Raw genomic sequence first — 24,130 nt, 5'->3', positions numbered from 1 at the left:
GTGTCAGCTTGCAGAAATGCTGGCTGACCCACCGCCATCGGGAGCAAGCCCCCTCCTACATTTGCCCCGCAGTGGATTCGGTGTCTCGCTAGTCGCAAGCCATCGCAAACCCTGTGCTAATATCGCGCCCCTGTTCATTTTGTATGTGGGTTGCTCCATGAAGTTGTCCATGCCGCGATTCGATCAAGCCCCTGTCTTGGTGGTCGGCGATGTCATGCTCGACCGTTACTGGCATGGCGGTACCTCACGGATTTCCCCTGAGGCACCGGTACCGGTAGTCAAGGTCGAGCAAATCGAAGACCGTCCAGGTGGCGCTGCCAACGTTGCCCTCAATATTGCTGCGCTCGGCGCCCCGGCCTCCCTGGTGGGTGTGACCGGCGACGACGAAGCCGCCGACAGCCTGGCCAACAGCCTGCGCGGTGCAGGCGTGCGTGCGGTGTTCCAACGCATCGCCCATCAGCCGACCATCGTCAAGCTGCGGGTCATGAGTCGTCACCAGCAGCTGCTGCGTATCGATTTCGAAGAACCCTTCGCCACCGACGCCCTGGCCCTCGGCAGCCAGGTCGATGAGTTGCTCGAAGGTATCAAGGTGCTGGTGTTGTCCGATTACGGCAAAGGCGCCTTGCGCAATCACCAGGTACTGATCCAGGCCGCCAAGGCCAAGGGCATTCCGGTGCTGGCCGATCCCAAGGGCAAGGATTTCTCGATTTATCGGGGTGCCAGCCTGATCACGCCAAATCTCAGCGAGTTCGAAGCCATCGTCGGCGGCTGTGCCGATGAGCATGAATTGGTGAGCAAGGGCGCCACCCTGATGGCTGATCTCGACCTGGGCGCCTTGCTGGTGACCCGTGGCGAGCACGGCATGACCTTGCTGCGCCCGGGCCATCCGGCGATGCACCTGCCGGCACGTGCCCGTGAAGTGTTCGACGTGACCGGTGCCGGTGACACGGTCATTTCCACCTTGGCCGCTTCTATCGCGGCAGGTGAAGAATTGCCTCACGCGGTAGCCCTGGCCAATCTGGCCGCAGGTATCGTGGTGGGCAAGCTGGGTACGGCGGCCATCAGTGCGCCTGAGTTGCGCCGGGCGATCCAGCGTTCCGAAGGTTCCGAGCGTGGCGTGCTGAGTATCGAGCAGTTGCTGCTGGCGATTGACGATGCCCGCGCCCACAACGAAAGCATTGTGTTCACCAATGGCTGTTTCGACATCCTGCACGCGGGCCACGTGACTTACCTGGAACAGGCGCGTGCCCAAGGCGATCGCCTGATCGTTGCGGTCAACGACGACGCTTCGGTCAGTCGCCTGAAAGGTCCGGGCCGTCCGATCAATAGCGTCGACCGTCGCATGGCGGTGCTGGCGGGTCTGGGCGCGGTGGATTGGGTGATCAGCTTCCCTGAAGGCACCCCGGAAAACCTGCTGGCCCAGGTCAAGCCGGACGTGCTGGTCAAGGGCGGTGACTACTCCGTCGATCAAGTCGTCGGTGCCGACATCGTCAGCGCCTACGGTGGCAAGGTCAAAGTGCTGGGCCTGGTTGAAAACAGCTCGACCACCGCGATCGTCGAAAAAATCCGCAGCAACGAATAAAGCGCGTTGCCGCTAGAAGCGAGGGTGCTCGCTCCTAGCGGCTGGCTTTTTTCGGCACGATCTTGCGCAGCATCTGCCGCGCCTTGCCGGTCAAGCGCTTGAGCTTCGACTCCTTCTCCGGTTCCGCCAGGCCTTGCTGCCTGAGCCAGTCCTTCCAACGAATCCGCTCATCACGCACCAGCCAGCCTTCTTGCTGGGCGAAGCTTTCTGCCAGGTACAAACCCCGTGTGCTCGCCGGATACAGTTGGTCTTTCTTGACGGTGTACAACTCGGCCAGCGGCTGGCCGTCTTTCAAGGGCATCAGGTACAGGTCCGGACGTTGGCGGTCCAGGCGTGCCACCAACTGATCGCCTTCAAGCCGCTCGTCCACATGGAACAGGCTCAGGGACTTGGCTTCCTTCGGTACTTCCAGGCGCAAGTCATAGATCAATTGCAGCGATGCGGTGGGCAGGTGCACATAGGCTCGCGGGCGCTCGATCAACTGCGTCGTTGCGCAGCGCACCGGGCGCGCGGCTCCGGAGAGCGGGCTGAGGCGAAAGGGCAAGGCTTCACGGTAATGCAGGGCGGCGGAATAGGGCGCCGGCAGCCAGGTGTCGTTGAAACGCCCGCCGAGCCAGCCTTCGGGGGTTTCGAGCAGGCACTCCTCGGCAATTTCCTGGATGGCGGTGTGCAGCGGCAGGTTCAGCTCATGAGCGGGAACGTAGCCGGAGATCAGTTTGAGCACCACATCGCCGCGGTCCTGGCGACGCTGGCGCACGAGCACCCAGTAGTCTTTGTTTTGCCAATGCAGCGTCAGTCGCACCGATACGCCAAGGTTGGCCAGTTCCAGGGCAAAGCGCTCGGCGTCCGGTACGTCGACCGGTTTGCGTCGTTGCAGGACCTGGGCGAAGTTGAGCGGCATGCCGACGCTCTGGTAGCTCAGGCCCTCGGGTGTGGCTTCGACGTACAGCGGCAGTGTCTTGAAGTTGCTGGGATTTTTTCTTATGAGCGTTCGCGGCATGTCGGCTCCTTCTTGCGACGGGGTCGGCCGCGTGGGCGGCATCAGAGTTGACGAATGACCTGGGCAGCGGTCGCCACGTTATGGGCCAGGTGCAGCGGGTTAATGGTCCCGACAATAGCACTGGCGACGCCCGTTTGCGCAAACAACAGCATGAAACTGGCATGAATTGGATCCATTCCAGGCTCCAGGCAAACATGGCCGCTGGCCAGGGCCTTTTTCACCAAGATGCCTTTGCCATGGGCCGCCGCGTAATCAATCACGGCTTTCTCGGTTTGCTCGTTCAGATTGTAGGTGACCATCGCACAATCGCCCTGTTCCAGAGCCTTCACGCCGCCTTCAACGGTTTTGCCGGAGAAGCCGAAGCCGCGAATCTTGCCTTCTTTTTTCAGCTCGGCCAGGGTTTGGTAAACCTCGCAATCGTTGAGGATGTGCAGGTCATTGCCGTCGGAATGCACCAGCACCAGATCGATAAAATCCGTTTCAAGTCTTTTCAGGCTGCGTTCGATCGACAGCCGCGTATGGGCGGCACTGAAATCGTGATGGGACACGCCATCGACGAACTCTTCGCCGACCTTGCTGACAATCACCCAGTCCTTGCGTTGGCCGCGCAGCAGCGGCCCCAGGCGTTCTTCGCTGCGCCCGTAGGCGGGGGCAGTGTCGATCAGGTTGATGCCCAACTGTTGGGCTTGGCGCAGCAGCATCCGCGCTTCGTCATCATCAGGAATCTGGAAGCCGCTGGGGTATTTTACGCCCTGGTCGCGACCCAGCTTGACGGTGCCCAGGCCCAGTGGCGAGACCATCAAGCCAGTACTGCCCAAGGGGCGATGCAAGTCGTGCAAGGTGGGCAGGCTCATGGCAACAGTTGCTCCCAGGCAGGTACGCCAATAGCCGGTTTGGGCAGGGCTGGCAGAGGCTCGGTGGCGCCTGGGCGGATACCGTCGCGCTCCAGGGCGTTGAGCACGCGATCAGCGAAGTCCGGCGCCAGCGCCAGCTTGGTCGGCCAGCCCACCAGCAGGCGGCCCTGTTCGGCGAGAAAGGCGTTGTCGGGACGGGTCAGGCCCGATTGCAGTGGCTCGGCCCGGTCGACGCGCAAGGTGGCCCACTGGGTCTGGCTCATGTCGATCCACGGCAACAGGTGCGCCAGCTCCTTTTGGGCGGTGGCGATCTGTTCTTCTGGTGTACGTGCCACGCCATCGGCTTCGGCGATATCGCCGCCCATGTACCACACCCAGTTGCCATCAGCGGCCGGATGGGTGGTGACGGTGATGCGCGGCTTGGTGCCGCCGCCCAGGCAGTGGGCGTACAACGGCTTCAGGCCAGGGCCTTTGGCGATGATCATATGCAATGGGCGTTTCTGCATGGCGGGTTGGCTGAGGCCCAGGGTGCTGAGCAAATCCGCCGTGCCGGCACCGGCGCTGAGCACGATGCGTTGGGCGCGGATCTCGCGGCCATCCACCTTCAGGCCCACCAGGGTGTCGTTTTCCAGCAGTGGCTCGATGTGCTGCCCGGCGAGCAGCCCGTCACCGGCCAGTTGCGCGAGGCGTCCGATCACGCTGGGCACATCCACCACGAGTTCGGCCAGGCGATAGACCTTTCCCTTGAAGCGGCGATCCTGCAGGGCAGGGGGCAAGTCGTCACCCTTTACCTGATCCACGCGCCCGCGCACGGCCTTGCTGGCAAAGAAGCTGGTGAGATTGCCGGCGAGGGTGCCGGGGGACCATAGATAGTGAGCTTGAGACAGTACGCGCACGTCGGAGAGGTCCAGCTCACCATTACCCGCCAGGGCTTCACGCCAACGGCGCGGCATGTCGGCAATGGCTTCGGAGGCACCGGTGAGGGCGCCGTGCAGGGCGTACTTCGCCCCGCCGTGAATGATCCCCTGGGACTTCACGCTTTGCCCGCCGCCCAAGGTGGCGCTTTCCACCAGCACCGTGGAAAACCCCTGGCGGCGCAGGCGCGCATTGAGCCAGAGGCCGGCAACCCCGGCGCCGACAATCAGAACGTCGGTGGAAATAACGGATGGCATCGGCGACCTCAGTGTTCAAGACAAGGGGCGCAGTATACAGCCTGTTGAGTAGCGGTCAGTGCCCGACGGTTTTCGAGAACAGCTGAATCACCACCACGCCCAACACGATCAGGCCCATCCCCAGCATCGCCGGGACGTCCAGCTTCTGCCCGTAGATAAACAAGGCAGCGACACTGACCATCACGATCCCCAGCCCCGCCCACACCGCATAGGCCACGCCCACCGGTACGGTGCGCACCACCAGGGTGAGCATCCAGAACGCCACGCCATAACCCACGATCATCAGCAGCAGCGGGATGGGTGTGCTCAAGCCCTTGACCGCTTTCATGGAGACGGTCGCGATCACTTCCGAGCAAATGGCAATGGCCAGGTAGAGGTAGGCGACATTCATGGGGTAATCCTCGGTGTATTGCGTGTTGGTTAGGTCGGCATTCTAGCGCTTGAAAAGATGGGGTAAAGTCATTACCTATCCGAACAAGAGATGGGTTGTGCCATGAGCGTGCAGTGGAATCTTGAGCAAATGCGTCTGTTTGTCAGTGTTGCCGAGCAGCGTTCGTTTTCGGCAGTGGCGCGTGACCAGTGCAAGGCGCAATCGGCGGTGAGCAATGGGATTGCCCTGCTGGAGGCGGACCTGGGGTTGAGCCTGTTTGATCGTAGCAGCGGCCGCCAGCCGCGTTTGACCGAGGCTGGCAGCGTATTGTTGGAGGAGGCGCGCGAGGTGCTGCGCCAGTGTGAGCGGTTCAATGGTCGGGCGCTGTCCTTGACTCGCGGTGAAGAAGCCTGCCTGCGCCTGGCCCAGGACGAAGCCATGCTGTTCCAGCCGGTACTCGACAGCCTTGAGGCGCTGGCCGTGCAATACCCGCTGCTGGAAGTACAGTTGTCCAGCGCCGCCCAAGGCGATGTGGCGCGCAAGTTGGTGGAGCGTAAAGCCGACCTGGGCCTGCTGTTCTATCACGACCAAATCCCCGAGGCCCTTGAGCGTCGGGTCGTGGGCAGTGTGGAGATGGTGACGGTGTGCGGCGTGAACCACCCGCTCGCCAAGGAACCCTATGTGGATTGCCAGCGCCTGGCACAGTTTCGCCAGCTATTGATGTCGACTCAGACCAGCGTCTATCCCGGCAGTGAGGCCGCCAGCCCCTTGGTGTGGCGCGCCGACAGTTTCTACGTGCTGGCCGAATGGCTGATGAGCGGCCTGGGCTGGGCCTGGCTACCGAGGCACATCGTGCAGTACCCGACCTATCAGCAACAAATGGTCGAGCTGGACAGCGAATGGACCCCGCCGGCCCTGGTGGTGGAACTGGTCTGGCGCCGTGACGAGCACCTCGGGCCGGCCGCACGCTTCCTGGCGAAACGATTTGCCGAGTGCTTGCAGGCGATCGATTGAAAAAGCCGATAAACTCCGCCGCCATGAATAGAATCCTCTACAGCTGTCTGTTTTACCTGGCGCTGCCGTTGGTGGCTTTACGTCTGTGGCTGCGTGCGCGCAAGGCGCCGGCTTATGCCAAGCGTGTGGGCGAACGGTTTTCCTACGGTCTGCCGGTGATGCAGCCGGGCGGGATCTGGGTGCATGCCGTGTCGGTGGGCGAAAGCATTGCCGCCGCGCCGATGATTCGCGGGCTGATGGCGCGCCATCCGACACTGCCGATCACCGTCACTTGCATGACCCCCACGGGGTCCGAGCGTATCCAGGCGTTGTTCGCCAACGAACCACGTATTCAGCACTGCTATTTGCCGTATGACGTACCGTGCGCCGCCAAGCGTTTTCTCGATCACGTGCAGCCGAAACTGGCGGTGATCATGGAGACGGAGTTGTGGCCTAATCATATTCATGCCTGCGCCCAGCGTGGCATACCCGTGGCGTTGGCCAATGCGCGGCTGTCGGAACGTTCCGCTAAAGGCTATGCACGATTTGCCAGGCTGACAGCGCCGATGCTGGCTGAAATGAGCCTGTTCGCCGTGCAGACACACACCGAGGCCCAACGATTTCTTAGCCTGGGTGCGCGACCGGAAACCGTTGAGGTCACCGGCTCGATCAAGTTCGACCTGACCATCGACCCGGAGTTGCCGGTGCGGGCTGCGGCCTTGCGCGAGCAATGGGGCGCCAGCGAGCGTCCGGTGTGGATCGCCGCCAGCACCCACGAAGGCGAAGATTCGGTGGTGCTGGCAGCCCATCGCCAGTTGCTCACCAGCTATCCCAATGCGTTGTTGATTTTGGTGCCGCGTCACCAAGAGCGCTTTGGCCCGATGTTTGAGCTGTGCGAGCAACAAGGCTTCGCCACAGTGCGTCGTTCCAGTGGTGACCCCGTGACCGCACAAACCTCAGTGTTGCTGGGTGACACCATGGGCGAGCTGCTGTTTCTCTATGCCTTGGCCGACAGTGCCTTCGTCGGCGGCAGCCTGGTACCGACCGGTGGCCACAACCCGTTGGAACCGGCGGCATTGGCAAAGCCTGTGATCATGGGGCCGCACCTGTTCAACTTCCTCGAAATCAGCGCGATGATGCGCCAGGCCGGGGCGTTGCGCGAAGTGGATGATGCTGAGGGATTGGCCGAGGCCGTGCGGCAGTTGTTCGAGTTGCCGCAGGATGCGCGCAAGATGGCCGAGGCGGGGTTGAAGGTGATGCAAACCAACCAGGGTGCACTCAAGCGCCTGCTGGATGGTTTGGACCGGATGATTCGACACTGATCCAAATGTGGGAGCAGGCAAGCCAGCTCCCACATTGGTTTTGTGCTGCGCTTAGTAGCCGGGGCGGGCCTTGAGCTGCTCGGCAGCGGCCTTGGCCAAGTCCGGTGGCAGGAAGTCCTTGTCCGGGTTGTAGTCGGCCTTGAGGTAGCGCGCCAGATCCTGCAAATCCCCCGGGTTCAGCGTGCCCGCGGCTTGCTTCAAGCGCAGATTGTCGAGGATGTAGTCGTAGCGGCTGTTGTTGTAGTTGCGCACTGACGAGTAGAGCTGGCGCTGTGAGTCCAGCACGTCGACGATGTTGCGCGTGCCCACCTGATACCCGATCTCCGTGGCTTCCACTGCGCTCTGGTTGGAGATGATCGACTGGCGGCGTGCCTGTACCTGTTCCACATCGGTGTTCACGGCGCGGTGCAGGTTGCGCGTGTTTTCTACGACCTGGCGGCGCATGCCTTCACGTTGCTGTTCGGTCTGGTCGAGGCGTGAATAGGATTCGCGCACTTGGGAGCTGGTGAGGCCACCACTGTAGATCGGGATGTTCAGGCGCAGGCCGATGGTGCGTTGGGACACATCGCCACCGTACGGCACGGGCAGTTGGTTAGGGTTGCTGAAGCCGAGTGCGTCGTTATCGCCTTTTTCGTATTGCGCCACGGCGTCCAGTGTCGGCAAGTGGCCGGCCTTGCGCTGCCTCAGGGTTTCTTCGGCGGCGGTCACCGCGTAGTTGCTGGCCAGCAGGTTGAGGTTCTGGCGGCCGGCGGTTTCGACCCAGGCCTTGGCGTCGTTCGGCGCTGGTGGCAGCACCGGCAACGTGTGGACAATGCCCTGGATCGAGTTGTACTGGCGGTTGGTCAGGGTGATCAGCGCTTCGAAGGCGTCGTCTACCTGGCGCTGGGCGACGATGCGGTTGGCGCGTGCGGTGTCGTAGCTGGCCTGGGATTGCAGCACGTCGGTCTTGTCCGACAGCCCCACGTCGAAGCGCTCGTTGGACTGGTCGAGCTGGCGCTTGAACGCATTTTCTTCGGCCTTGGTCGACGCCAGGTTGTCCTGGGCGCGCAGCACGGCGAAGTAGTTCTCGGCGCTTTGCAGGATCAGGTTCTGCTCGGTGGCCGACAGTTGCAACGAGGCCTGCTCGTTGACGGCTTCAGCGGCTTGCAGCTGGAACCAGCGATCGGCGCGGAATAGCGGCTGGCTCAGGGTGGCACGCCAGGAGTGTGCGTCACGGTTGACGGTGGCCGCCGGTTGGTCGATCTGGGTGCGGACATTATTGCTGTCAGCACCGGCCGACAGGTTCGGCAGCAAGCCGGCGCGCGCCTGGGGCACCACTTCTTTTTGCGCGCCGTATTGGGCGCGGGCGGCGGCCAGGTCGGCGTTGTTGTTCACCGCTTCCTGGTAGACGCTGACCAGATCGGTTTTGGCAGACAAGGGCGCTTCAGCTGCCCAGACCATTCCGTTGGTCGCACAAGACACGGCAAGAGCCAGTGAGAGTTTGCGCAGCATGAGGCGATCCCTAGTATGAATATTACAGCGATAATTTAGCGCCCAAGGCTAAGGCTGGCCATTCCTGGCGTCAAGCATTGTGGCGGTCACCGAGTGTAGTTGCGCTGACCCGGCGCAACAATCCCGCAATCACGCCATTCATCACGCTGAATACTGCGCTATTGGCAATTTGCCCCCAGCCTGGTCTAGACTGGCGGCGTTCTTGTCGGGGTGCCTTGTTGGAAGGCTGAGATCGGTAAATACCGGATCCCGTTGAACCTGATCAGGTTAGCGCCTGCGTAGGGAACAAGATTTCTCGTCACCCGGCGAGTCCTCTTGTGCTTCGTTCGGGATAGTTGTTCGACAATCGAACACCCCGTGCGCCAAGCACAGCACTGCTCTCAGTGCGTCCATCCGTCTCAGGTTCGCTCCGACAAAAATCCACCGCCTGGATAGTTGGAGAGCCCGTGATGAGCACAGAAATAAAAAGTACAAAACTAAAAAACACCGTGCACTTGAGTGAATCGGCCAAGGTCGACTCCGGCTCCGTGCAACCCTTTACCCGCTCGCAAAAAATCTATGTGCAAGGCACTCGCCCGGACATTCGTGTACCGATGCGCGAAATCAGCCTGGACGTCACCCCTACCGATTTCGGCGGTGAAATCAACGCCCCGGTCACGGTGTACGACACCTCCGGCCCCTACACCGACCCCAACGTGATCATCGACGTACGCAAAGGCCTGGCCGATGTGCGCTCGCCGTGGATCGAAGTGCGTGGCGACACCGAGCGCCTGCCTGGCCTGACCTCGCATTTCGGCCAACAGCGCCTGAGCGATGCCGAACTGACCGCACTGCGCTTCGCCCACGTGAAGAACCCGCGCCGCGCCAAGGCCGGTGCCAACGTCACGCAAATGCACTACGCGCGCAAAGGCATCATCACCGCCGAGATGGAATACGTCGCCATCCGCGAAAACATGAAGCTCGAAGAGGCCCGCGCCACTGGCCTGCTCGACCAGCAACACGCCGGCCACAGCTTTGGCGCCAGCGTGCCGAAAATCATCACGCCGGAATTCGTACGCGAAGAAATCGCCCGTGGCCGCGCGATCATCCCGGCCAACATCAACCACACCGAACTGGAACCGATGATCATCGGCCGCAACTTCCTGGTGAAGATCAACGGCAATATCGGCAACAGCGCCCTGGGTTCGTCGATTGAAGAGGAAGTGGCGAAACTGACCTGGGGCATTCGCTGGGGTTCGGACACTGTGATGGACTTGTCCACCGGCAAGCACATCCACGAAACCCGCGAGTGGATCATCCGCAACTCGCCCGTGCCGATCGGCACCGTGCCGATCTACCAAGCCCTGGAAAAAGTCGGCGGCGCCGCCGAGGACCTGACCTGGGAGTTGTTCCGCGACACCCTGATCGAACAGGCCGAGCAGGGCGTGGATTACTTCACCATTCACGCCGGCGTGCTGCTGCGCTACGTGCCGCTGACCGCCAAACGCGTGACCGGTATCGTGTCCCGTGGCGGCTCGATCATGGCCAAGTGGTGCCTGGCGCACCACAAAGAGAACTTCACCTACACGCATTTCGACGAAATCTGCGAAATCATGAAGGCCTACGACGTCAGCTTCTCCCTCGGCGACGGTCTGCGCCCAGGCTCGATTGCCGACGCCAACGACGCTGCCCAATTCGGCGAACTGGAAACCCTCGGCGAGCTGACCAAGACTGCCTGGAAGCACGACGTACAAACCATGATCGAAGGCCCCGGCCACGTGCCGATGCAGTTGATCAAGGAGAACATGGACAAGCAGCTGGAGTGCTGCGACGAGGCGCCGTTCTACACCCTCGGCCCGCTGACCACCGACATCGCCCCAGGCTACGACCACATCACTTCGGGGATTGGTGCGGCGATGATCGGCTGGTTCGGTTGCGCCATGCTTTGCTACGTCACGCCCAAGGAACACCTGGGTTTGCCGAACAAGGATGACGTGAAGACCGGGATCATCACCTACAAGATCGCCGCGCATGCTGCGGACTTGGCCAAGGGGCACCCGGGCGCGCAGATCCGCGACAACGCCTTGAGCAAGGCGCGCTTCGAATTCCGTTGGGAAGACCAGTTCAACCTCGGCCTGGACCCGGACACCGCACGTTCCTACCACGATGAAACCCTGCCGAAAGACTCGGCCAAAGTCGCGCATTTCTGCTCGATGTGCGGGCCGAAGTTCTGCTCGATGAAAATCACCCAGGAAGTGCGCGAGTACGCGGCCAACCAGCGTATTGATGCGGTGGATGTGGACGTGGCCAAGGGCTTGGCGGAGCAGGCGGAGCGGTTCAAGCAGGAAGGGAGTCAGCTCTACAAAAAAGTCTGATCCGGGGGCGGCGGTGATTGTGCCGCCGCCATCGCGGGCAAGCCCGCTCCCACAGTTGACCGATGTGTACACAAAATCTGTGCTCACAGCAGGCCCCATGTGGGAGGGGGCTTGCCCCCGATAGCGATCTGACAAACAACAAATGCCCCTCAGAGATAACATCCTTGAGCATTCAACCGAGTACTTACTCCCCCGACATCGCCGTGCCGAATGACAAGCGCGTCTTCGGCGCCCGCGACCTGTTCTCCCTGTGGTTCTCCCTCGGCATCGGCCTGATGGTCCTGCAGACCGGCGCCTTGCTCGCGCCGGGCTTGGGCTTGTCAGGTTCGTTGCTGGCGATCTTCCTCGGCACCTTGGCAGGTGTATTGTTGCTGGCCGCTGTCGGTGTGATCGGCAGCGACACCGGCCTGTCCGCCATGGCTGCGCTTAAACTCAGCCTTGGCACCAAGGGTGCGAGTTTGCCGGCGTTGTTGAACCTGTTGCAGCTGATCGGCTGGGGTTCGTTCGAGATTATCGTCATGCGCGACGCCGCCAGTCTGTTGGGCACGCGAGCGTTCAGCGAAGGCAGCCTGATGGCCAGCCCATTGCTGTGGACGCTGTTCTTCGGTGGTTTGGCCACATTGCTGGCGGTCAGCGGCCCGCTGACGTTTGTGCGGCAGATCCTGCGCAAGTGGGGCATCTGGCTGCTGTTGGCCGCGTGCCTGTGGCTGACCTGGAACCTGTTCGCCAAGGCCGACCTCGCCGCGCTTTGGGCCCAGCCCGGTGACGGTACAATGCCGTTCGCGGTGGGTTTCGATATCGCCATCGCCATGCCGCTGTCCTGGTTGCCGTTGATTGCCGACTATTCGCGTTTCGGCAAGCGCGCGAAAAGCGTGTTCGGCGGCACCGCGTTGGGCTTCTTTATCGGTAATTTCTGGCTGATGAGCCTGGGCGTGGCCTACACCCTGGCGTTTGCGCCCAGCGGTGAAGTGAATGCGTTGTTGTTGGCGCTGGCCGGTGCGGGCCTGGGGATTCCGCTGTTGCTGATCCTGTTGGATGAATCGGAAAACGCCTTTGCCGATATTCACTCGGCGGCGGTGTCCAGCGGGATTCTATTGCGTTGGAAGGTCGAGCACCTGGCCTTGGCCATTGGTGTGATCTGCACCTTGATCGCCTGCCTCGCGCCGCTGGCGCAATACCAGAACTTCCTGCTGCTGATTGGCTCAGTGTTTGCGCCGTTGTTCGGCGTGGTGCTGGTGGATCACTTCATCCTGCGCCATCGAAACCAGGGCTCGGTCACCCCGTTGCACTGGCCCGCGCTGGTGGCGTGGCTGGGGGGCATCGGCGCGTATCACCTGCTGGCCAACCTGTATCCGAATGTCGGCGCGACCCTGCCGGCACTGGTGCTGGCAGGGTTGTTGCAGCTCATCCTGGGCCGGGCCTTCAGTGGCGCGCGGGCACCAGTTCAGGCTTGAGCACGCCAGTGAGACGTGCGTAGGGGATGGTCATTTCGATCAGCCCCAATGCATACGGTGCGATGGTTGCCACGTTGTACTTGAGCACCACCCCGTTGCTGGTCAAGGCTACGTTCGGGGTTTTCTGGAACGGCCAGTTCTTCACGAACTCCGGGTCACGGTCCATCTGCGAGTTGATCAGCCAGCTGTTGTGGGCGACTTTCGCGGTGTTCCAGAACGCCTGTTCCTGGCCCGGCAGCAACATGTCGGTCAGGCTCAGTTCCTTGTGCAGCAGGCGCGAATAGTTGATGAAACCACGGCCGGGTTCGCCGTGGGCAGCGCCGGTGTCCAGGTAGCTGGACACTTCAACGATCACTAGTCCGTCATGCTGTTCACGTACCTTGGCCTGCAAGTACATGCTGTTGCGGTCGGCGGATTCACGCAGGAATTTATCCCGATAGGCATTCAAGGTCGCTGGCACGCTGGCGCCTGGCGTGGTGCGGGTCATTTGCAGCAGGCGTTGTTCCACCAGAGAGTCGAGTTGCGGTTCGGTAGGGAAATGCACGGTGTCGATGTTGACCAGCGGGCAATCCGGGCTGTCGCAGCCGGGTTTGATCTGTTCCGAAGCGTCCGGTCGAGTGTCCAGCGGCTTGAGATAGCTGGGTTGGAACAAGCTCTGGCAGGCGCCCAGGGTCAAGGCAATACAAGCCACGGAGGCGATTTTTAAAAGCGACATGGGTGTCCTTCGTAAATCGATGGAAAGCGAAAAGAGTAGCGCTTGGACTGCCCGCAAGGCAGTCAGTTCGCCACTAAACTGATGAGAGTGAGTGTGACGTCCGCCGTCTATCCCGGCAACTGGAAAGGGGCTGCACCCAGGGGCGCGAGCGCGTTAGGATGGCGCCAATTGTACGGGGGCAACGGGAATGGATATGACGGACATTGTGAAATCGACGCCGAGCAAGATCGAAATCGTTCAGCGTGACAATGCCTACCAGGGCTTCTACAAGCTCGATCGCGTGCAGTTGCGCCATGAGAAGTTCGACGGCGGCATGAGCCGGGTGATCAATCGCGAAGTCTTCGTGCGGCATGACGCGGTGTGCGTGTTGCCCTACGACCCGCAGCGTGACGAAGTGGTGCTGATCGAGCAGTTTCGCGTAGGTGCCATGGGGCGTACTGACAATCCCTGGCTGGTGGAAATGGTCGCCGGGCTGATTGACAAGGACGAGCAGCCGGAGGAGGTTGCACACCGTGAAGCCGAGGAGGAAGCTGGGCTGACGTTCTCCGCGTTGTGGCCGATCACGAAGTATTTCCCTTCGCCCGGCGGCAGTACCGAATTTGTCCACCTGTACCTGGGCCGTTGCGACAGCACCGGGGCCGGTGGCGTCCATGGATTGGAAGAAGAGGCAGAAGATATCCGCGTCACTCCCTGGGCGTTCGAAGATGCCCTGCAGGCGGTGCGCGACGGCAAAATTTCCAATGCAGCCAGCATCATTGCGCTGCAATGGCTTGCGCTTAATCGCGCGGAAGTGAGGGGGTTATGGCAGTAAAGGCACGGGAACGATACCGAGTTGACCTGATCGGGCTGCAAGCCGCCTGCGAGGCCAATTATGCGCGGCTGATGCGCCTGCTTCCCGACATGCGCCATGCGCCTGAGGCCCGGCGCATTGCCGTGACCCATGGCGACCAGATGCTCGGCGTGCTGACCCTTGAAGTCATCGTCAACTGCCCCTACACCACCACCCTGCGTGTACGCCAGGAACACAGCCTGCCGTGGCTGCCGGTGCCGCAGTTGGAAGTGCAGGTGTATCACGATGCGCGGATGGCCGAAGTGATCAGTGCCGAACATGCACGACGCTTTCGCAGCATCTATCCTTACCCGAACGTGTTCATGCACCAGCCCGATGAGAAAGCACAGCTCAATGTGTTCCTCGGTGAGTGGTTGAGTCACTGCCTGGCCCTGGGCCACGAGTTCGAAGTCGTGCGGTAGATGTGAACTGCGTCTGCTTCCCCAGGTTTCCTCTTTGTGTCCTGCCTAGCATAATCGCGCCAATCGTCCATTTTCCTGTGATTGCCTTGGGAGAGCGCCTTGCCGAGCGTATCCACCGTGAACCCTGATGCACCTGTGTTGCTGGTGCAACTGTCCGACAGCCACCTGTTTGCCGAGGCAAGCGGCACGCTGCTGGGCATGAACACTCGCGAAAGCCTGCAGCGGGTGATTGAGTTGGTGCGCGTGCAGCAGCCCCGGATCGATCTGATGCTGGCGACGGGAGATTTGTCCCAGGACGGCACGCTTGAGTCTTATCAGCGGTTTCGCGATATGAGCCGGCAGATCGACGCCCCGGCGCGCTGGATTCCCGGTAACCACGATGAGCCGCAGATCATGGCGCACGCCGCCGTGTGCAGCGATTTACTGGAGCCTGTGGTCGATATCGGCAACTGGCGCATCACGCTGCTGGATTCCGCCGTGCCAGGCTCGGTGCCCGGTTACCTGCAAGACCGGCAACTGCAACTGCTCGCCCAGGCCCTGAGCGAAGCGCCGAGCCGGCACCATTTGGTGTGCTTTCACCATCACCCGGTGCCCATCGGTTGTGCGTGGATGGAGCCAATCGGTCTGCGCAACCCGGAAGCTTTGTTTGCCGTGCTCGAGCGCTTCCCGCAGGTCAAGGCTGTGCTCTGGGGGCATGTGCACCAGGAGATCGATCGCGAACGCAATGGCGTGCGCCTGCTGGCGTCGCCATCCACCTGCATCCAGTTCGCACCGGGCAGTGACGACTTCCAGGTCAGCGAACAGGCGCCGGGCTACCGCTGGCTGCGCCTGCATGCCGACGGACGGTTGGAAACCGGTGTGGAGCGGGTAAAGGATTTTGCTTTCACCATAGATTACGGCAGCAACGGCTACTGAGGCCTCACTGTGGGAGCTGGCTTGCCTGCGATAGCGGTTTGCCAGCCAATACCTGTGTGACTGATACACCGCCATCGCAGGCAAGCCAGCTCCCACATTGGTTCGCCTATGTCCTGTAGATACCACCCAGATCCCTGTAAACTGCGCCTCTTTGGCTGAAGCACGGAGAGCCCGGCATGTCCGCTTCGATCTTGTATATCCACGGATTCAACAGCGCGCCGACGTCCAACAAGGCCAGTCAGTTGATCGCTGTGATGGACAGTCTCGGCCTGGCCGACCAACTGCGTGTGCCGGCCCTGCATCACCACCCGCGTAAGGCGATTCCGCAATTGGAAGAAGCCATTGCACAGTTGGGCCGCCCACTGCTGGTCGGCAGCTCACTCGGCGGCTACTATGCAACCCATCTTGCCGAACGCCATGGCCTCAAGGCGCTGCTGGTCAACCCGGCGGTCAGTCCCCACCGGATGTTCGACGGTTACCTAGGCGCCCAGAAGAACCTCTATACCGATGAGACTTGGGAGTTGACCCACGATCACGTCACTGCCCTGGCCGAGCTGGAAGTCCCGGCACCCCAGGACGCCGGACGTTACCAGGTGTGGTTGCAGACCGGGGACGAAACCCTGGACTATCGCCTTGCCCAACAGTATTACCGGGCCTGTGCCTTGCGCATCCAGGCCGGTGGCGACCATGGTTACCAAGGGTTCGCCCAGCAATTGCCGGCGATGTTGAGCTTTGCCGGCATTGGCGCAGATCAGTATCAATCCTTCGACTTTGCAGCACTGTAAAGTCGCAGGTCACTTTTTAATCGAACGACTCACGACGAGACCCCATGGCCACTCCCAGCGCTAGCTCTTATAACGCCGACGCCATCGAAGTCCTCTCGGGCCTCGACCCGGTGCGCAAACGCCCCGGCATGTACACCGACACCAGTCGGCCGAACCACCTTGCCCAGGAAGTCATCGACAACAGCGTCGACGAAGCCTTGGCCGGGCACGCCAAGTCGGTGCATGTCATTCTCCACGCAGACCACTCCCTGGAAGTGTCCGACGATGGTCGCGGCATGCCGGTGGACATCCACCCGGAAGAGGGCGTGCCGGGCGTCGAGCTGATCCTCACCAAGCTCCATGCGGGTGGCAAGTTCTCCAACAAGAACTACCAGTTTTCCGGTGGCTTGCACGGCGTGGGTATTTCCGTGGTCAACGCCCTGTCCACGTTGGTGCGGGTCAAGGTCAAGCGCGACGGTAACGAGTACCAGATGACCTTCGCCGATGGCTACAAAGCCACTGACCTGGAAGTGATCGGTACCGTCGGCAAGCGCAACACCGGCACCAGCGTGTACTTCGCGCCTGACCCGAAATACTTCGATTCGCCGAAATTCTCCATTAGCCGCCTCAAGCACGTGCTCAAGGCCAAGGCCGTGTTGTGCCCGGGCCTGCTGGTCACCTTTGAAGACAAAGGCACCGGTGAAAAGGTCGAGTGGCATTACGAAGACGGCCTGCGTTCCTACCTGGACGATTCCGTCAGCGACTTCGAGCGCCTGCCCAACGAACCGTTCTGCGGCAGTCTGGCCGGTAATAAAGAAGCGGTCGACTGGGCGCTGCTGTGGTTGCCCGAAGGCGGCGACAGCGTTCAGGAAAGCTACGTCAACCTGATCCCTACGGCTCAGGGCGGCACTCACGTCAACGGTTTGCGCCAGGGTTTGCTGGATGCCATGCGTGAATTCTGCGAATACCGCAGCCTGTTGCCACGCGGTGTGAAGCTGGCGCCGGAAGACGTGTGGGAGCGCATTGCGTTCGTGCTGTCGATGAAGATGCAGGAACCGCAATTCTCCGGCCAGACCAAGGAGCGTTTGTCGTCTCGCGAAGCGGCAGCATTTGTCTCCGGTGTGGTCAAGGACGCCTTCAGCCTGTGGCTCAACGAGCACCCGGAGCTGGGCCTGGCCCTGGCTGAACTGGCGATCAACAACGCTGGCCGTCGCTTGAAGGCCAGCAAAAAGGTCGAACGCAAGCGCATCACCCAAGGCCCTGCGTTGCCCGGCAAACTGGCCGATTGTGCGGGGCAGGACCCGATGCGTTCCGAGCTGTTCCTGGTGGAAGGTGACTCCGCCGGCGGTTCCGCCAAGCAAGCGCGGGACAAGGAATTCCAGGCGATCCTGCCGTTGCGCGGCAAGATCCTCAACACCTGGGAAGTCGACGGCAGCGAAGTCCTGGCCAGCCAGGAAGTGCACAATATCGCCGTGGCCATTGGTGTGGACCCAGGCGCAGCGGACATGAGCCAGCTGCGCTACGGCAAGATCTGCATCCTCGCCGACGCTGACTCCGACGGCCTGCACATCGCCACTTTGCTGTGTGCGCTGTTCGTCCAGCACTTCCGCCCGTTGGTGGATGCCGGCCACGTTTACGTGGCCATGCCGCCGCTGTACCGGATCGACCTGGGCAAGGAGATTTACTACGCTCTGGACGAGGCCGAGCGCGACGGCATCCTCGACCGCCTGGTGGCCGAGAAAAAACGCGGCAAGCCACAAGTCACGCGATTCAAGGGCCTGGGTGAAATGAACCCGCCGCAACTGCGCGAAACCACCATGGACCCGAACACTCGGCGCCTGGTGCAGTTGACCTTGGATGACTTCGCGGCCACCACTGAAATGATGGACATGTTGCTGGCCAAGAAGCGCGCCGGCGACCGTAAGTCCTGGCTGGAATCCAAAGGCAACCTGGCCGAGGTTCTGGGCTGATGCGCACAGGTTTCGCCCTGGCGATCCTGATGTTGAGCGGGCTGGCGACCACCCAGGTGGTTGCCGCGCCCGTGACGGAGTTGAAACTGGTCTCCGAACACCCCGTGGACGGCATGCGCGGCGGAAACCTGTCGGGCCTGGCCTTGTGTGGCAAGGACCTGTGGACGGTTTCGGACCGTGATGACGACCAGATCTATCGGCTCGATATCGGCGCCCCGACCTGGAAGGCAGAGGTGTTGAAGATCGACGTGCCGCCAGTGCCCGACTCCGGTTTGCCCTGGGGGTTGCGTTCGCGCACCAAGGCCGCGTCCTTCATTCGCGGTGGCGACCTGGATTTTGAAGGCATCACCTGCGATGCCGCGGGTAATCGTTACATCGTCAGCGAAGCCCACGCAGCCGTGCTGCAGGTGCCGGTTACTGGCGCGGCTGAATGGTTGAAAATCGCTCCAGGCATGGTGCGTGAAGCCCGGGCCAGTGGCATGTTGCTGCACTTCAATGCCTTGTTTGAGGGCCTGGCGGTGAATCCGCAGGGCAATCAGATCTGGCTGGCCGCCGAACGCGAGCGACGCGGCTTGATCTCCATCAAGCGCGGGCAGAGCGTGTGGGATTGCGACGGCCCTTGCGTGCTGCTGAGCGAGGCGGGTCAGGAAGTGCAGCCGGCGCAGTTCAAGAATGCCAAGGTCGTGTCCAAGGACTTTGCTGACCTGGCGCTGTACAACGGCAAGCTGTTTACGCTGGAGCGCAATGCGTTCCAGATCTGTCGGCGCGACACCGTCACGGCCAAGGTTGAGCTGTGCTGGTCGTTTGCCGACGAGGCCCTGACGCCCAATCGGCGTTATGCCCAGCCCTATGGCCTGGCTGAAGCCCTGGTGATGGATGCCGAGGGTGCCTGGGTGGGCATCGACAACAATTTCGGCCCGCGCGCCGATGGTGAAAAACGCCCGATGGTCTATCGTTTCGCCGCCCCGGCCGGTGGCTGGAGCGCCCAGCCATGACCCCCACTTTTTTTGAATTGACTCAGCGCGGCGGCAGTTCCGCTGCGCCTTACCTAACCATGATGAGGCCCGCATGAGTGACATCCTTGCAGACAGCTTAGATGGCGTAGAACGCCGGTCGCTGGCTGACTTCACCGAAAATGCCTACCTCAACTACTCCATGTACGTGATCATGGACCGTGCCTTGCCGCATATCGGCGACGGCCTGAAACCCGTGCAACGGCGCATCATCTACGCCATGAGTGAGCTGGGCCTGGACGCCGATTCCAAGCACAAGAAATCGGCGCGTACCGTCGGTGACGTGCTCGGTAAGTTCCATCCCCACGGTGATTCGGCCTGCTACGAAGCCATGGTGTTGATGGCGCAGCCGTTCAGTTACCGCTACACGCTGGTGGACGGCCAAGGTAACTGGGGTGCGCCGGATGATCCCAAGTCCTTCGCTGCCATGCGGTACACCGAAGCGCGCCTGTCGCGTTACTCGGAAGTACTGTTGAGCGAACTGGGGCAGGGCACGGCCGATTGGGGCCCGAACTTCGACGGCACCCTCGACGAACCCTTGGTGTTGCCGGCACGTTTGCCGAACATCCTGCTCAATGGCACCACCGGTATCGCGGTCGGTATGGCCACCGACGTGCCGCCGCACAACCTGCGTGAAGTCGCCACGGCGTGCGTGCGTTTGCTGGATGAGCCAAAAGCCACGGTCGAACAGCTCTGCGAGCATATCCAGGGCCCGGACTACCCGACCGAAGCGGAAATCATCACGCCTCGTGCCGACTTGCTGAAGATGTACGAGACCGGCAAAGGTTCGGTGCGCATGCGTGCCGTGTACCACGTCGAAGATGGCGACATCATTGTCACCGCGCTGCCGCACCAGGTGTCCGGCGCCAAGGTGCTGGAGCAGATCGCCGCGCTGATGCAGGCCAAGCCGTCGAAACTGCCGCAGGTTGCTGACCTGCGTGATGAGTCCGATCACGAAAACCCATGCCGCATCGTGATCATCCCGACCAACAGCCGGGTCGACCATGAAGTGCTGATGCAGCATCTGTTTGCCAGCACGGATCTTGAGTCCAGCTACCGGGTCAACGTCAACATCATCGGTCTGGATGGCAAGCCGCAGCTGAAGAACCTGCGCAACCTGCTGGTGGAGTGGATGGAGTTCCGCGTACAGACCGTGCGTCGCCGCCTGCAATTCCGCCTGGACAAGGTTGAGCGCCGCCTGCACCTGTTGGACGGTTTGCTGATTGCCTACCTCAATCTGGACGAAGTGATCCACATCATCCGCACCGCCGAACACCCGAAGGCGGAGCTGATCGCGCGCTTCGAGCTGAGCGAGATCCAGGCGGACTACATTCTCGACACCCGCTTGCGCCAGTTGGCGCGGCTGGAAGAAATGAAGCTGCGCGACGAACAAGACGCGCTGCTCAAGGAACAAGCCAAGCTGCAAGCCCTGCTGGGCAGCGAAGCCAAGCTCAAGAAGTTGGTGCGTAGCGAACTGATCAAAGATGCGGAAACCTATGGTGATGACCGTCGGTCGCCGATTGTTGAGCGTGCTGAAGCGAAAGCCCTGACAGAAACCGAGCTGCTGCCAAACGAGAAAATTACCGTCGTTCTGTCGGAAAAGGGTTGGGTTCGCTCTGCCAAAGGGCATGATATCGATGCCACCGGCCTTTCCTATAAAGCAGGTGATGGTTTCAAGACCGCCGCGGCTGGGCGTTCCAACCAGTTTGCGGTGTTCATTGACTCCACCGGGCGCAGTTATTCGGTGCCGGCCCATACGTTGCCTTCGGCGCGAGGGCAGGGCGAGCCACTGACGGGGCGTCTCACGCCGCCACCTGGGGCGAATTTCGAGTGTGTGCTGCTGCCGGACGACGATTCGCTGTACGTGATCGCTTCCGACGCCGGTTACGGCTTCGTGGTCAAGGGTGAAGACCTGCAGGCCAAGAACAAGGCGGGCAAGGCACTGTTGAGCCTGCCGAACAACGCCAAGGTGATCCTGCCGCGCCCGGTGGATGATCGTGAGAGCAACTGGCTGGCCTCGGTGACCACCGAAGGCCGTTTGCTGGTATTCAAGATCAGCGACCTGCCGCAGTTGGGTAAGGGTAAGGGTAACAAGATCATCGGGATTCCCGGGGAGCGCGTGGCCAGTCGCGAAGAGTACGTGACCGACATCGCCGTGATCCCGGAAGGCGCCACTCTGGTGCTTCAGGCTGGCAAGCGCACACTGTCGCTGCGCCCTGACGACCTTGAACACTACAAGGGCGAGCGCGGTCGGCGGGGTAACAAGCTGCCGAGAGGGTTCCAGCGAGTGGATGCTTTGTTGGTGGAAGCGCCTGTTTAAGGCGGACTAAGGCTCTCGATCTACGATTTAACCCGTAGATCGACGCTTTGGCGCTGGAGTCATGGCGCATATTCACGGATGATATGGCCTTTCCAGCGCCGGCGTGGCCGAGCGTGTTTAGGTTATTTTTAGTATTACATTGTGGTTTGCCTTGTGGCAGCCACCTGGATGGGATGATGACTGCTCCACGCCTTCCTCTATTTTTGATGCTCGCTGGCCTTTTGGGGTTGGCGGGTTGCAGCACACACCAACCGGTGTCGCTGTACCAGCTGGACAGCGGAAGTCCGGCTCAGCCAGCCCAAACGGCTGGCATGGCCGTATTGCTGGGTCCGGTAATCGTTGCCGATTACCTGCAACGCGAAACGCTGCTACAACGTCAGAGCGACGGCAGCCTGCAAGGTTCAACGGATGGGCGTTGGGCGGGCAGTCTGTCGGCCGATATCAACCAACTGATGTTGCGCCAGGTCGCGGGTCAACTGGACAGCCAGCGTGTGGTCCTGGCACCTGCACCCACCGGCTTTACCCCGGATGTTCAGGTCTTGCTGACGATTACCCGACTCGACTCCGGGATTTCGCAGCCGGCGATCCTCGATGCGCAATGGCGCTTGATCGACCGCCGCGGCCAGGTGCGCGATAACCGCATCGTGCACCTGCAGGAAGAACACGCCGGCACTACCGCGTCCCAGGTCCAGGCCCAGGGCGTGTTGTTACAGCATTTGGCGCAGCAACTGTCGGTGGCGATCAAGCCGCTGGCCAATCAGCCAGCAGTCGCCGAGGCCCCGCGCAAGCAGAGTGCCCCGGCACAGGCCAGGCCAGCAGCGCCGGAAAAGCCGAAGATGCCGATGGCTACGCCGATTCGTACGGATATGGAAGTGTTCCGCTTCTAAGCTGAATTGCAGGCAAACAAAATGTGGGAGGGGGCTTGCCCCCGATAGCGGTAGATCAGTCGATACATGCATTGACTGACACTCCGCCATCGGGGGCAAGCCCCCTCCCACATTGGTTTCGCGATGCCCGTCAGGGCTTGGTACGGGTCTCATGCATCCGCGCCAGCTGCCGCTCCAGCATCGACGGATACGGTTCCATCAACCGTTCCACACAGCTCGCACCTTCAGGGCTGGCGATCGGACGGATGCGCGCGCGCTGGCGGATCAAGGTGTCTTCACTGATCTTGCGCTCCACCAGCAGCAGGTTACGACTGTGTTGGGACAGGGCCAGCGCGTCCTGGGCGATTTCTGTCAGCAACAAGTCGATCTGGCTCATACCAAACAGGTCATCACCGACCGTCAGGCCCAGTTGCAACTGCAAGGTAATGCCGCTGTCGGCCACTTCGATCTGCAGGGCATGGCCTAGGGCGCGTAGCAGCTCGCCGCAGCAGATGGCGTTGGTCAGGTAGTCTTCGCCACTGTCTTCGCTGTGGAACAACATCAGCGTGCTGCCATCGTTCAGGGTGTGCAGTTCGCTTTGATACAGCGACGCGGCTTGGTCGAGGCAATCACGGTAGCGCTCCAGCAGTTCTGTCAGGCGGGCACGGGGCAGGCGACGCAGTTGCTCTTGGGCGCCCAGTTGCACAGCCAATACCGCGCTGTGCTGGGGTTCGGCGTTCTTCACTGGCATCGGCTTGGGCGCAACGACTGGTGCGGCGGCCGAAGTGTCGCGCAGGTCGGCAAACGGGTCTTCGTCGTCCAACTCGTCTTCTTCAGCCTTGACCACATGGCGCGGTGCTGCCTTCAGTCCGGCTACCGGGGCGCTTTCGTCAAAGCCTGGGTCACGCAGATCGCGGACTTCAAACTCAGGCTCGTCGGTGTCGTCATATTCCGGCTCAGGCTCGGGTTCCGGCTCGCGCACCACTGGCTCCGGGGCAAAGCTTGCGTGGAGCTGGCGGGCGAGGTCGCCGATTTCGTCCTGTCGGTCGGTGGCCGGGGTGTGTTCGTCGATATCCCGCAGCCAGATGCGCAATTGCATCAGCGGCGTGGAGATGTGCCGACCCAGACGCAGGCTCAAGGCCAGTGCCAGTGCCAGCAGAATGGCGCTGAGAATGCCCATGCTTTGCAGGCTGATGGTCATCGGCTGCTGGAATTGCTGCATATCCAAGCTGATACGCAACTGACCGGCCTTCACATCCTGGAACGTGATGTTGCTCGAATACAGACCCTCGGCCTCACCCAGCAGACCGTTCTTCGGGCGCTGCCCGGCTTCGGCCATGATCCGGTTGTCCACGCTATAGATAGCGGCGTGGGCCACCAGCGGGTTCTTGGTCAGGTTGTTGAGCAGCACGTTCAGGCTGAGGATGTCGTTGGACACCAGCAACTCAGTCGCCGAGGTGGCGGTCTGCGTCGTCAGGCTCGCGCCCAGGGCGTCGGCTTGCTCGTGCATGGCCTGCTTGAATTGCAAACCCATCACGCAGGCGTAGATCACCAAGGCCAGAGCGACCAGGATCACGTTATGGCTGGCGATGCGTAATGCGATCGGTACACGGCGGTGGCGCAGTGCCCGGAAGATCAGCAGGAAGAAGTTATCGGTTTTTACTGGCGTGGGCCGGTTCACTTGCGCTCGGCTCTTGGTCCGTGAAGTTGACGCGCAGTATAGC

The 24,130-nt window shown here is 61.5% G+C and carries 20 protein-coding genes and 1 riboswitch; of the genes, 13 read left to right on the top strand and 7 right to left on the bottom strand.

Annotated elements, in window-relative coordinates:
- Positions 1-157: 157 nt before the first annotated feature.
- A complete protein-coding gene (gene hldE / locus AC07V4_RS03785) occupies positions 158-1,582 on the top strand; it encodes a bifunctional D-glycero-beta-D-manno-heptose-7-phosphate kinase/D-glycero-beta-D-manno-heptose 1-phosphate adenylyltransferase HldE (RefSeq protein ID WP_431753503.1) in 1,425 nt (474 codons plus the stop codon).
- 34 nt (positions 1,583-1,616) lie between these two features.
- On the opposite strand, the gene AC07V4_RS03780 is transcribed toward hldE, so the two are convergent.
- Genes AC07V4_RS03780 through AC07V4_RS03765 form a run of 4 tightly spaced genes read right to left on the bottom strand, consistent with a single transcriptional unit; the run spans position 1,617 to position 4,999 of the window.
- On the bottom strand, positions 1,617-2,582 hold the full coding sequence (locus AC07V4_RS03780; RefSeq protein ID WP_431753502.1) for a metal ABC transporter ATPase: 966 nt from the start codon (positions 2,580-2,582) through the stop codon (positions 1,617-1,619).
- 41 nt (positions 2,583-2,623) lie between these two features.
- Positions 2,624-3,436: an aldo/keto reductase gene (locus tag AC07V4_RS03775; RefSeq protein WP_431753501.1), complete on the bottom strand. Its 813-nt coding sequence runs from the start codon at positions 3,434-3,436 to the stop codon at positions 2,624-2,626.
- On the bottom strand, positions 3,433-4,608 hold the full coding sequence (locus tag AC07V4_RS03770) for an NAD(P)/FAD-dependent oxidoreductase (protein ID WP_492637319.1): 1,176 nt from the start codon (positions 4,606-4,608) through the stop codon (positions 3,433-3,435). The genes AC07V4_RS03775 and AC07V4_RS03770 overlap by 4 nt, the downstream gene beginning before the upstream one ends.
- A gap of 55 nt (positions 4,609-4,663) precedes the next feature.
- A complete protein-coding gene (locus tag AC07V4_RS03765) occupies positions 4,664-4,999 on the bottom strand; it encodes a DMT family transporter (RefSeq protein WP_431753499.1) in 336 nt (111 codons plus the stop codon).
- Between the two features lie 102 nt (positions 5,000-5,101).
- On the opposite strand from AC07V4_RS03765, the gene AC07V4_RS03760 reads away from it, so the two are divergent.
- Both AC07V4_RS03760 and waaA read left to right on the top strand, forming a co-directional pair.
- A complete protein-coding gene (locus AC07V4_RS03760) occupies positions 5,102-5,992 on the top strand; it encodes a LysR family transcriptional regulator (RefSeq protein ID WP_492637318.1) in 891 nt (296 codons plus the stop codon).
- Positions 5,993-6,015: 23 nt separating this feature from the next.
- A complete protein-coding gene (gene waaA, locus AC07V4_RS03755; protein WP_492637317.1) occupies positions 6,016-7,293 on the top strand; it encodes a lipid IV(A) 3-deoxy-D-manno-octulosonic acid transferase in 1,278 nt (425 codons plus the stop codon).
- A 51-nt stretch (positions 7,294-7,344) separates the two neighbouring features.
- Here the strand turns inward: waaA and AC07V4_RS03750 are convergent, their stop codons facing one another.
- Positions 7,345-8,784, bottom strand: coding sequence for a TolC family outer membrane protein (locus tag AC07V4_RS03750; protein WP_431753496.1), 1,440 nt, complete (start codon positions 8,782-8,784; stop codon positions 7,345-7,347).
- A 196-nt stretch (positions 8,785-8,980) separates the two neighbouring features.
- Positions 8,981-9,086, top strand: a riboswitch (TPP riboswitch).
- 147 nt (positions 9,087-9,233) lie between these two features.
- Between AC07V4_RS03750 and thiC the strand changes: the two genes are divergently transcribed.
- Entirely contained in the window at positions 9,234-11,138 is a 1,905-nt protein-coding gene (gene thiC, locus AC07V4_RS03745) for a phosphomethylpyrimidine synthase ThiC (protein WP_492637316.1), read from the top strand.
- A gap of 164 nt (positions 11,139-11,302) precedes the next feature.
- Positions 11,303-12,592 (top strand): putative hydroxymethylpyrimidine transporter CytX, encoded by a 1,290-nt coding sequence (cytX, locus tag AC07V4_RS03740; RefSeq protein ID WP_492637315.1) that lies wholly within the window; start codon positions 11,303-11,305, stop codon positions 12,590-12,592.
- Here the strand turns inward: cytX and AC07V4_RS03735 are convergent.
- Positions 12,561-13,307: an RsiV family protein gene (locus tag AC07V4_RS03735; protein ID WP_431753493.1), complete on the bottom strand. Its 747-nt coding sequence runs from the start codon at positions 13,305-13,307 to the stop codon at positions 12,561-12,563. The two genes, cytX and AC07V4_RS03735, sit on opposite strands and share 32 nt — an antisense overlap.
- A gap of 193 nt (positions 13,308-13,500) precedes the next feature.
- Between AC07V4_RS03735 and AC07V4_RS03730 the strand changes: the two genes are divergently transcribed.
- The 8 genes from AC07V4_RS03730 to AC07V4_RS03695 all read left to right on the top strand — a co-directional run bounded on the left by AC07V4_RS03730 (position 13,501) and on the right by AC07V4_RS03695 (position 22,427).
- Positions 13,501-14,118: an NUDIX domain-containing protein gene (locus AC07V4_RS03730; protein ID WP_431753492.1), complete on the top strand. Its 618-nt coding sequence runs from the start codon at positions 13,501-13,503 to the stop codon at positions 14,116-14,118.
- Positions 14,109-14,558 (top strand): DUF1249 domain-containing protein, encoded by a 450-nt coding sequence (locus AC07V4_RS03725; RefSeq protein ID WP_017138485.1) that lies wholly within the window; start codon positions 14,109-14,111, stop codon positions 14,556-14,558. The genes AC07V4_RS03730 and AC07V4_RS03725 overlap by 10 nt, the downstream gene beginning before the upstream one ends.
- A gap of 99 nt (positions 14,559-14,657) precedes the next feature.
- Complete coding sequence (gene cpdA, locus AC07V4_RS03720) at positions 14,658-15,473, top strand: 3',5'-cyclic-AMP phosphodiesterase (protein WP_492637314.1); 816 nt, start codon at positions 14,658-14,660, stop codon at positions 15,471-15,473.
- 176 nt (positions 15,474-15,649) lie between these two features.
- A complete protein-coding gene (locus tag AC07V4_RS03715) occupies positions 15,650-16,258 on the top strand; it encodes a YqiA/YcfP family alpha/beta fold hydrolase (RefSeq protein ID WP_492637313.1) in 609 nt (202 codons plus the stop codon).
- A gap of 44 nt (positions 16,259-16,302) precedes the next feature.
- Complete coding sequence (parE, locus tag AC07V4_RS03710; protein ID WP_492637312.1) at positions 16,303-18,207, top strand: DNA topoisomerase IV subunit B; 1,905 nt, start codon at positions 16,303-16,305, stop codon at positions 18,205-18,207.
- The gene (locus AC07V4_RS03705; protein WP_492637311.1) at positions 18,207-19,202 is read left to right on the top strand and encodes an esterase-like activity of phytase family protein; all 996 of its coding nucleotides are present in this window, start codon (positions 18,207-18,209) and stop codon (positions 19,200-19,202) included. The genes parE and AC07V4_RS03705 overlap by 1 nt, the downstream gene beginning before the upstream one ends.
- A gap of 73 nt (positions 19,203-19,275) precedes the next feature.
- Positions 19,276-21,540, top strand: coding sequence for a DNA topoisomerase IV subunit A (gene parC / locus AC07V4_RS03700; RefSeq protein ID WP_492637310.1), 2,265 nt, complete (start codon positions 19,276-19,278; stop codon positions 21,538-21,540).
- Between the two features lie 176 nt (positions 21,541-21,716).
- Positions 21,717-22,427 (top strand): PqiC family protein, encoded by a 711-nt coding sequence (locus AC07V4_RS03695; protein WP_492637309.1) that lies wholly within the window; start codon positions 21,717-21,719, stop codon positions 22,425-22,427.
- A gap of 130 nt (positions 22,428-22,557) precedes the next feature.
- Here AC07V4_RS03695 and AC07V4_RS03690 read toward each other — a convergent pair whose 3' ends face one another.
- Positions 22,558-24,087, bottom strand: coding sequence for a histidine kinase (locus AC07V4_RS03690; protein WP_492637308.1), 1,530 nt, complete (start codon positions 24,085-24,087; stop codon positions 22,558-22,560).
- Positions 24,088-24,130 lie beyond the last annotated feature (43 nt).

Source organism: Pseudomonas sp. GW821-FHT03A09 (assembly GCF_059421065.1).
The sequence above is the reverse complement of the archived record's forward strand: the minus strand, read 5'-3'. Positions and strand labels throughout refer to the sequence as shown.

Excerpts from the sequence above, each read along its gene's own strand:
- hldE (WP_431753503.1), top strand. The coding sequence starts at position 158 with ATGAAGTTGTCCATGCCGCGATTCGATCAAGCCCCTGTCTTGGTGGTC.
- AC07V4_RS03780 (WP_431753502.1), bottom strand. The coding sequence starts at position 2,582 with ATGCCGCGAACGCTCATAAGAAAAAATCCCAGCAACTTCAAGACACTG.
- AC07V4_RS03775 (WP_431753501.1), bottom strand. The coding sequence starts at position 3,436 with ATGAGCCTGCCCACCTTGCACGACTTGCATCGCCCCTTGGGCAGTACT.
- AC07V4_RS03770 (WP_492637319.1), bottom strand. The coding sequence starts at position 4,608 with ATGCCATCCGTTATTTCCACCGACGTTCTGATTGTCGGCGCCGGGGTT.
- AC07V4_RS03765 (WP_431753499.1), bottom strand. The coding sequence starts at position 4,999 with ATGAATGTCGCCTACCTCTACCTGGCCATTGCCATTTGCTCGGAAGTG.
- AC07V4_RS03760 (WP_492637318.1), top strand. The coding sequence starts at position 5,102 with ATGAGCGTGCAGTGGAATCTTGAGCAAATGCGTCTGTTTGTCAGTGTT.
- waaA (WP_492637317.1), top strand. The coding sequence starts at position 6,016 with ATGAATAGAATCCTCTACAGCTGTCTGTTTTACCTGGCGCTGCCGTTG.
- AC07V4_RS03750 (WP_431753496.1), bottom strand. The coding sequence starts at position 8,784 with ATGCTGCGCAAACTCTCACTGGCTCTTGCCGTGTCTTGTGCGACCAAC.
- thiC (WP_492637316.1), top strand. The coding sequence starts at position 9,234 with ATGAGCACAGAAATAAAAAGTACAAAACTAAAAAACACCGTGCACTTG.
- AC07V4_RS03735 (WP_431753493.1), bottom strand. The coding sequence starts at position 13,307 with ATGTCGCTTTTAAAAATCGCCTCCGTGGCTTGTATTGCCTTGACCCTG.
- AC07V4_RS03730 (WP_431753492.1), top strand. The coding sequence starts at position 13,501 with ATGACGGACATTGTGAAATCGACGCCGAGCAAGATCGAAATCGTTCAG.
- AC07V4_RS03725 (WP_017138485.1), top strand. The coding sequence starts at position 14,109 with ATGGCAGTAAAGGCACGGGAACGATACCGAGTTGACCTGATCGGGCTG.
- AC07V4_RS03715 (WP_492637313.1), top strand. The coding sequence starts at position 15,650 with ATGTCCGCTTCGATCTTGTATATCCACGGATTCAACAGCGCGCCGACG.
- parE (WP_492637312.1), top strand. The coding sequence starts at position 16,303 with ATGGCCACTCCCAGCGCTAGCTCTTATAACGCCGACGCCATCGAAGTC.
- AC07V4_RS03705 (WP_492637311.1), top strand. The coding sequence starts at position 18,207 with ATGCGCACAGGTTTCGCCCTGGCGATCCTGATGTTGAGCGGGCTGGCG.
- parC (WP_492637310.1), top strand. The coding sequence starts at position 19,276 with ATGAGTGACATCCTTGCAGACAGCTTAGATGGCGTAGAACGCCGGTCG.
- AC07V4_RS03695 (WP_492637309.1), top strand. The coding sequence starts at position 21,717 with ATGACTGCTCCACGCCTTCCTCTATTTTTGATGCTCGCTGGCCTTTTG.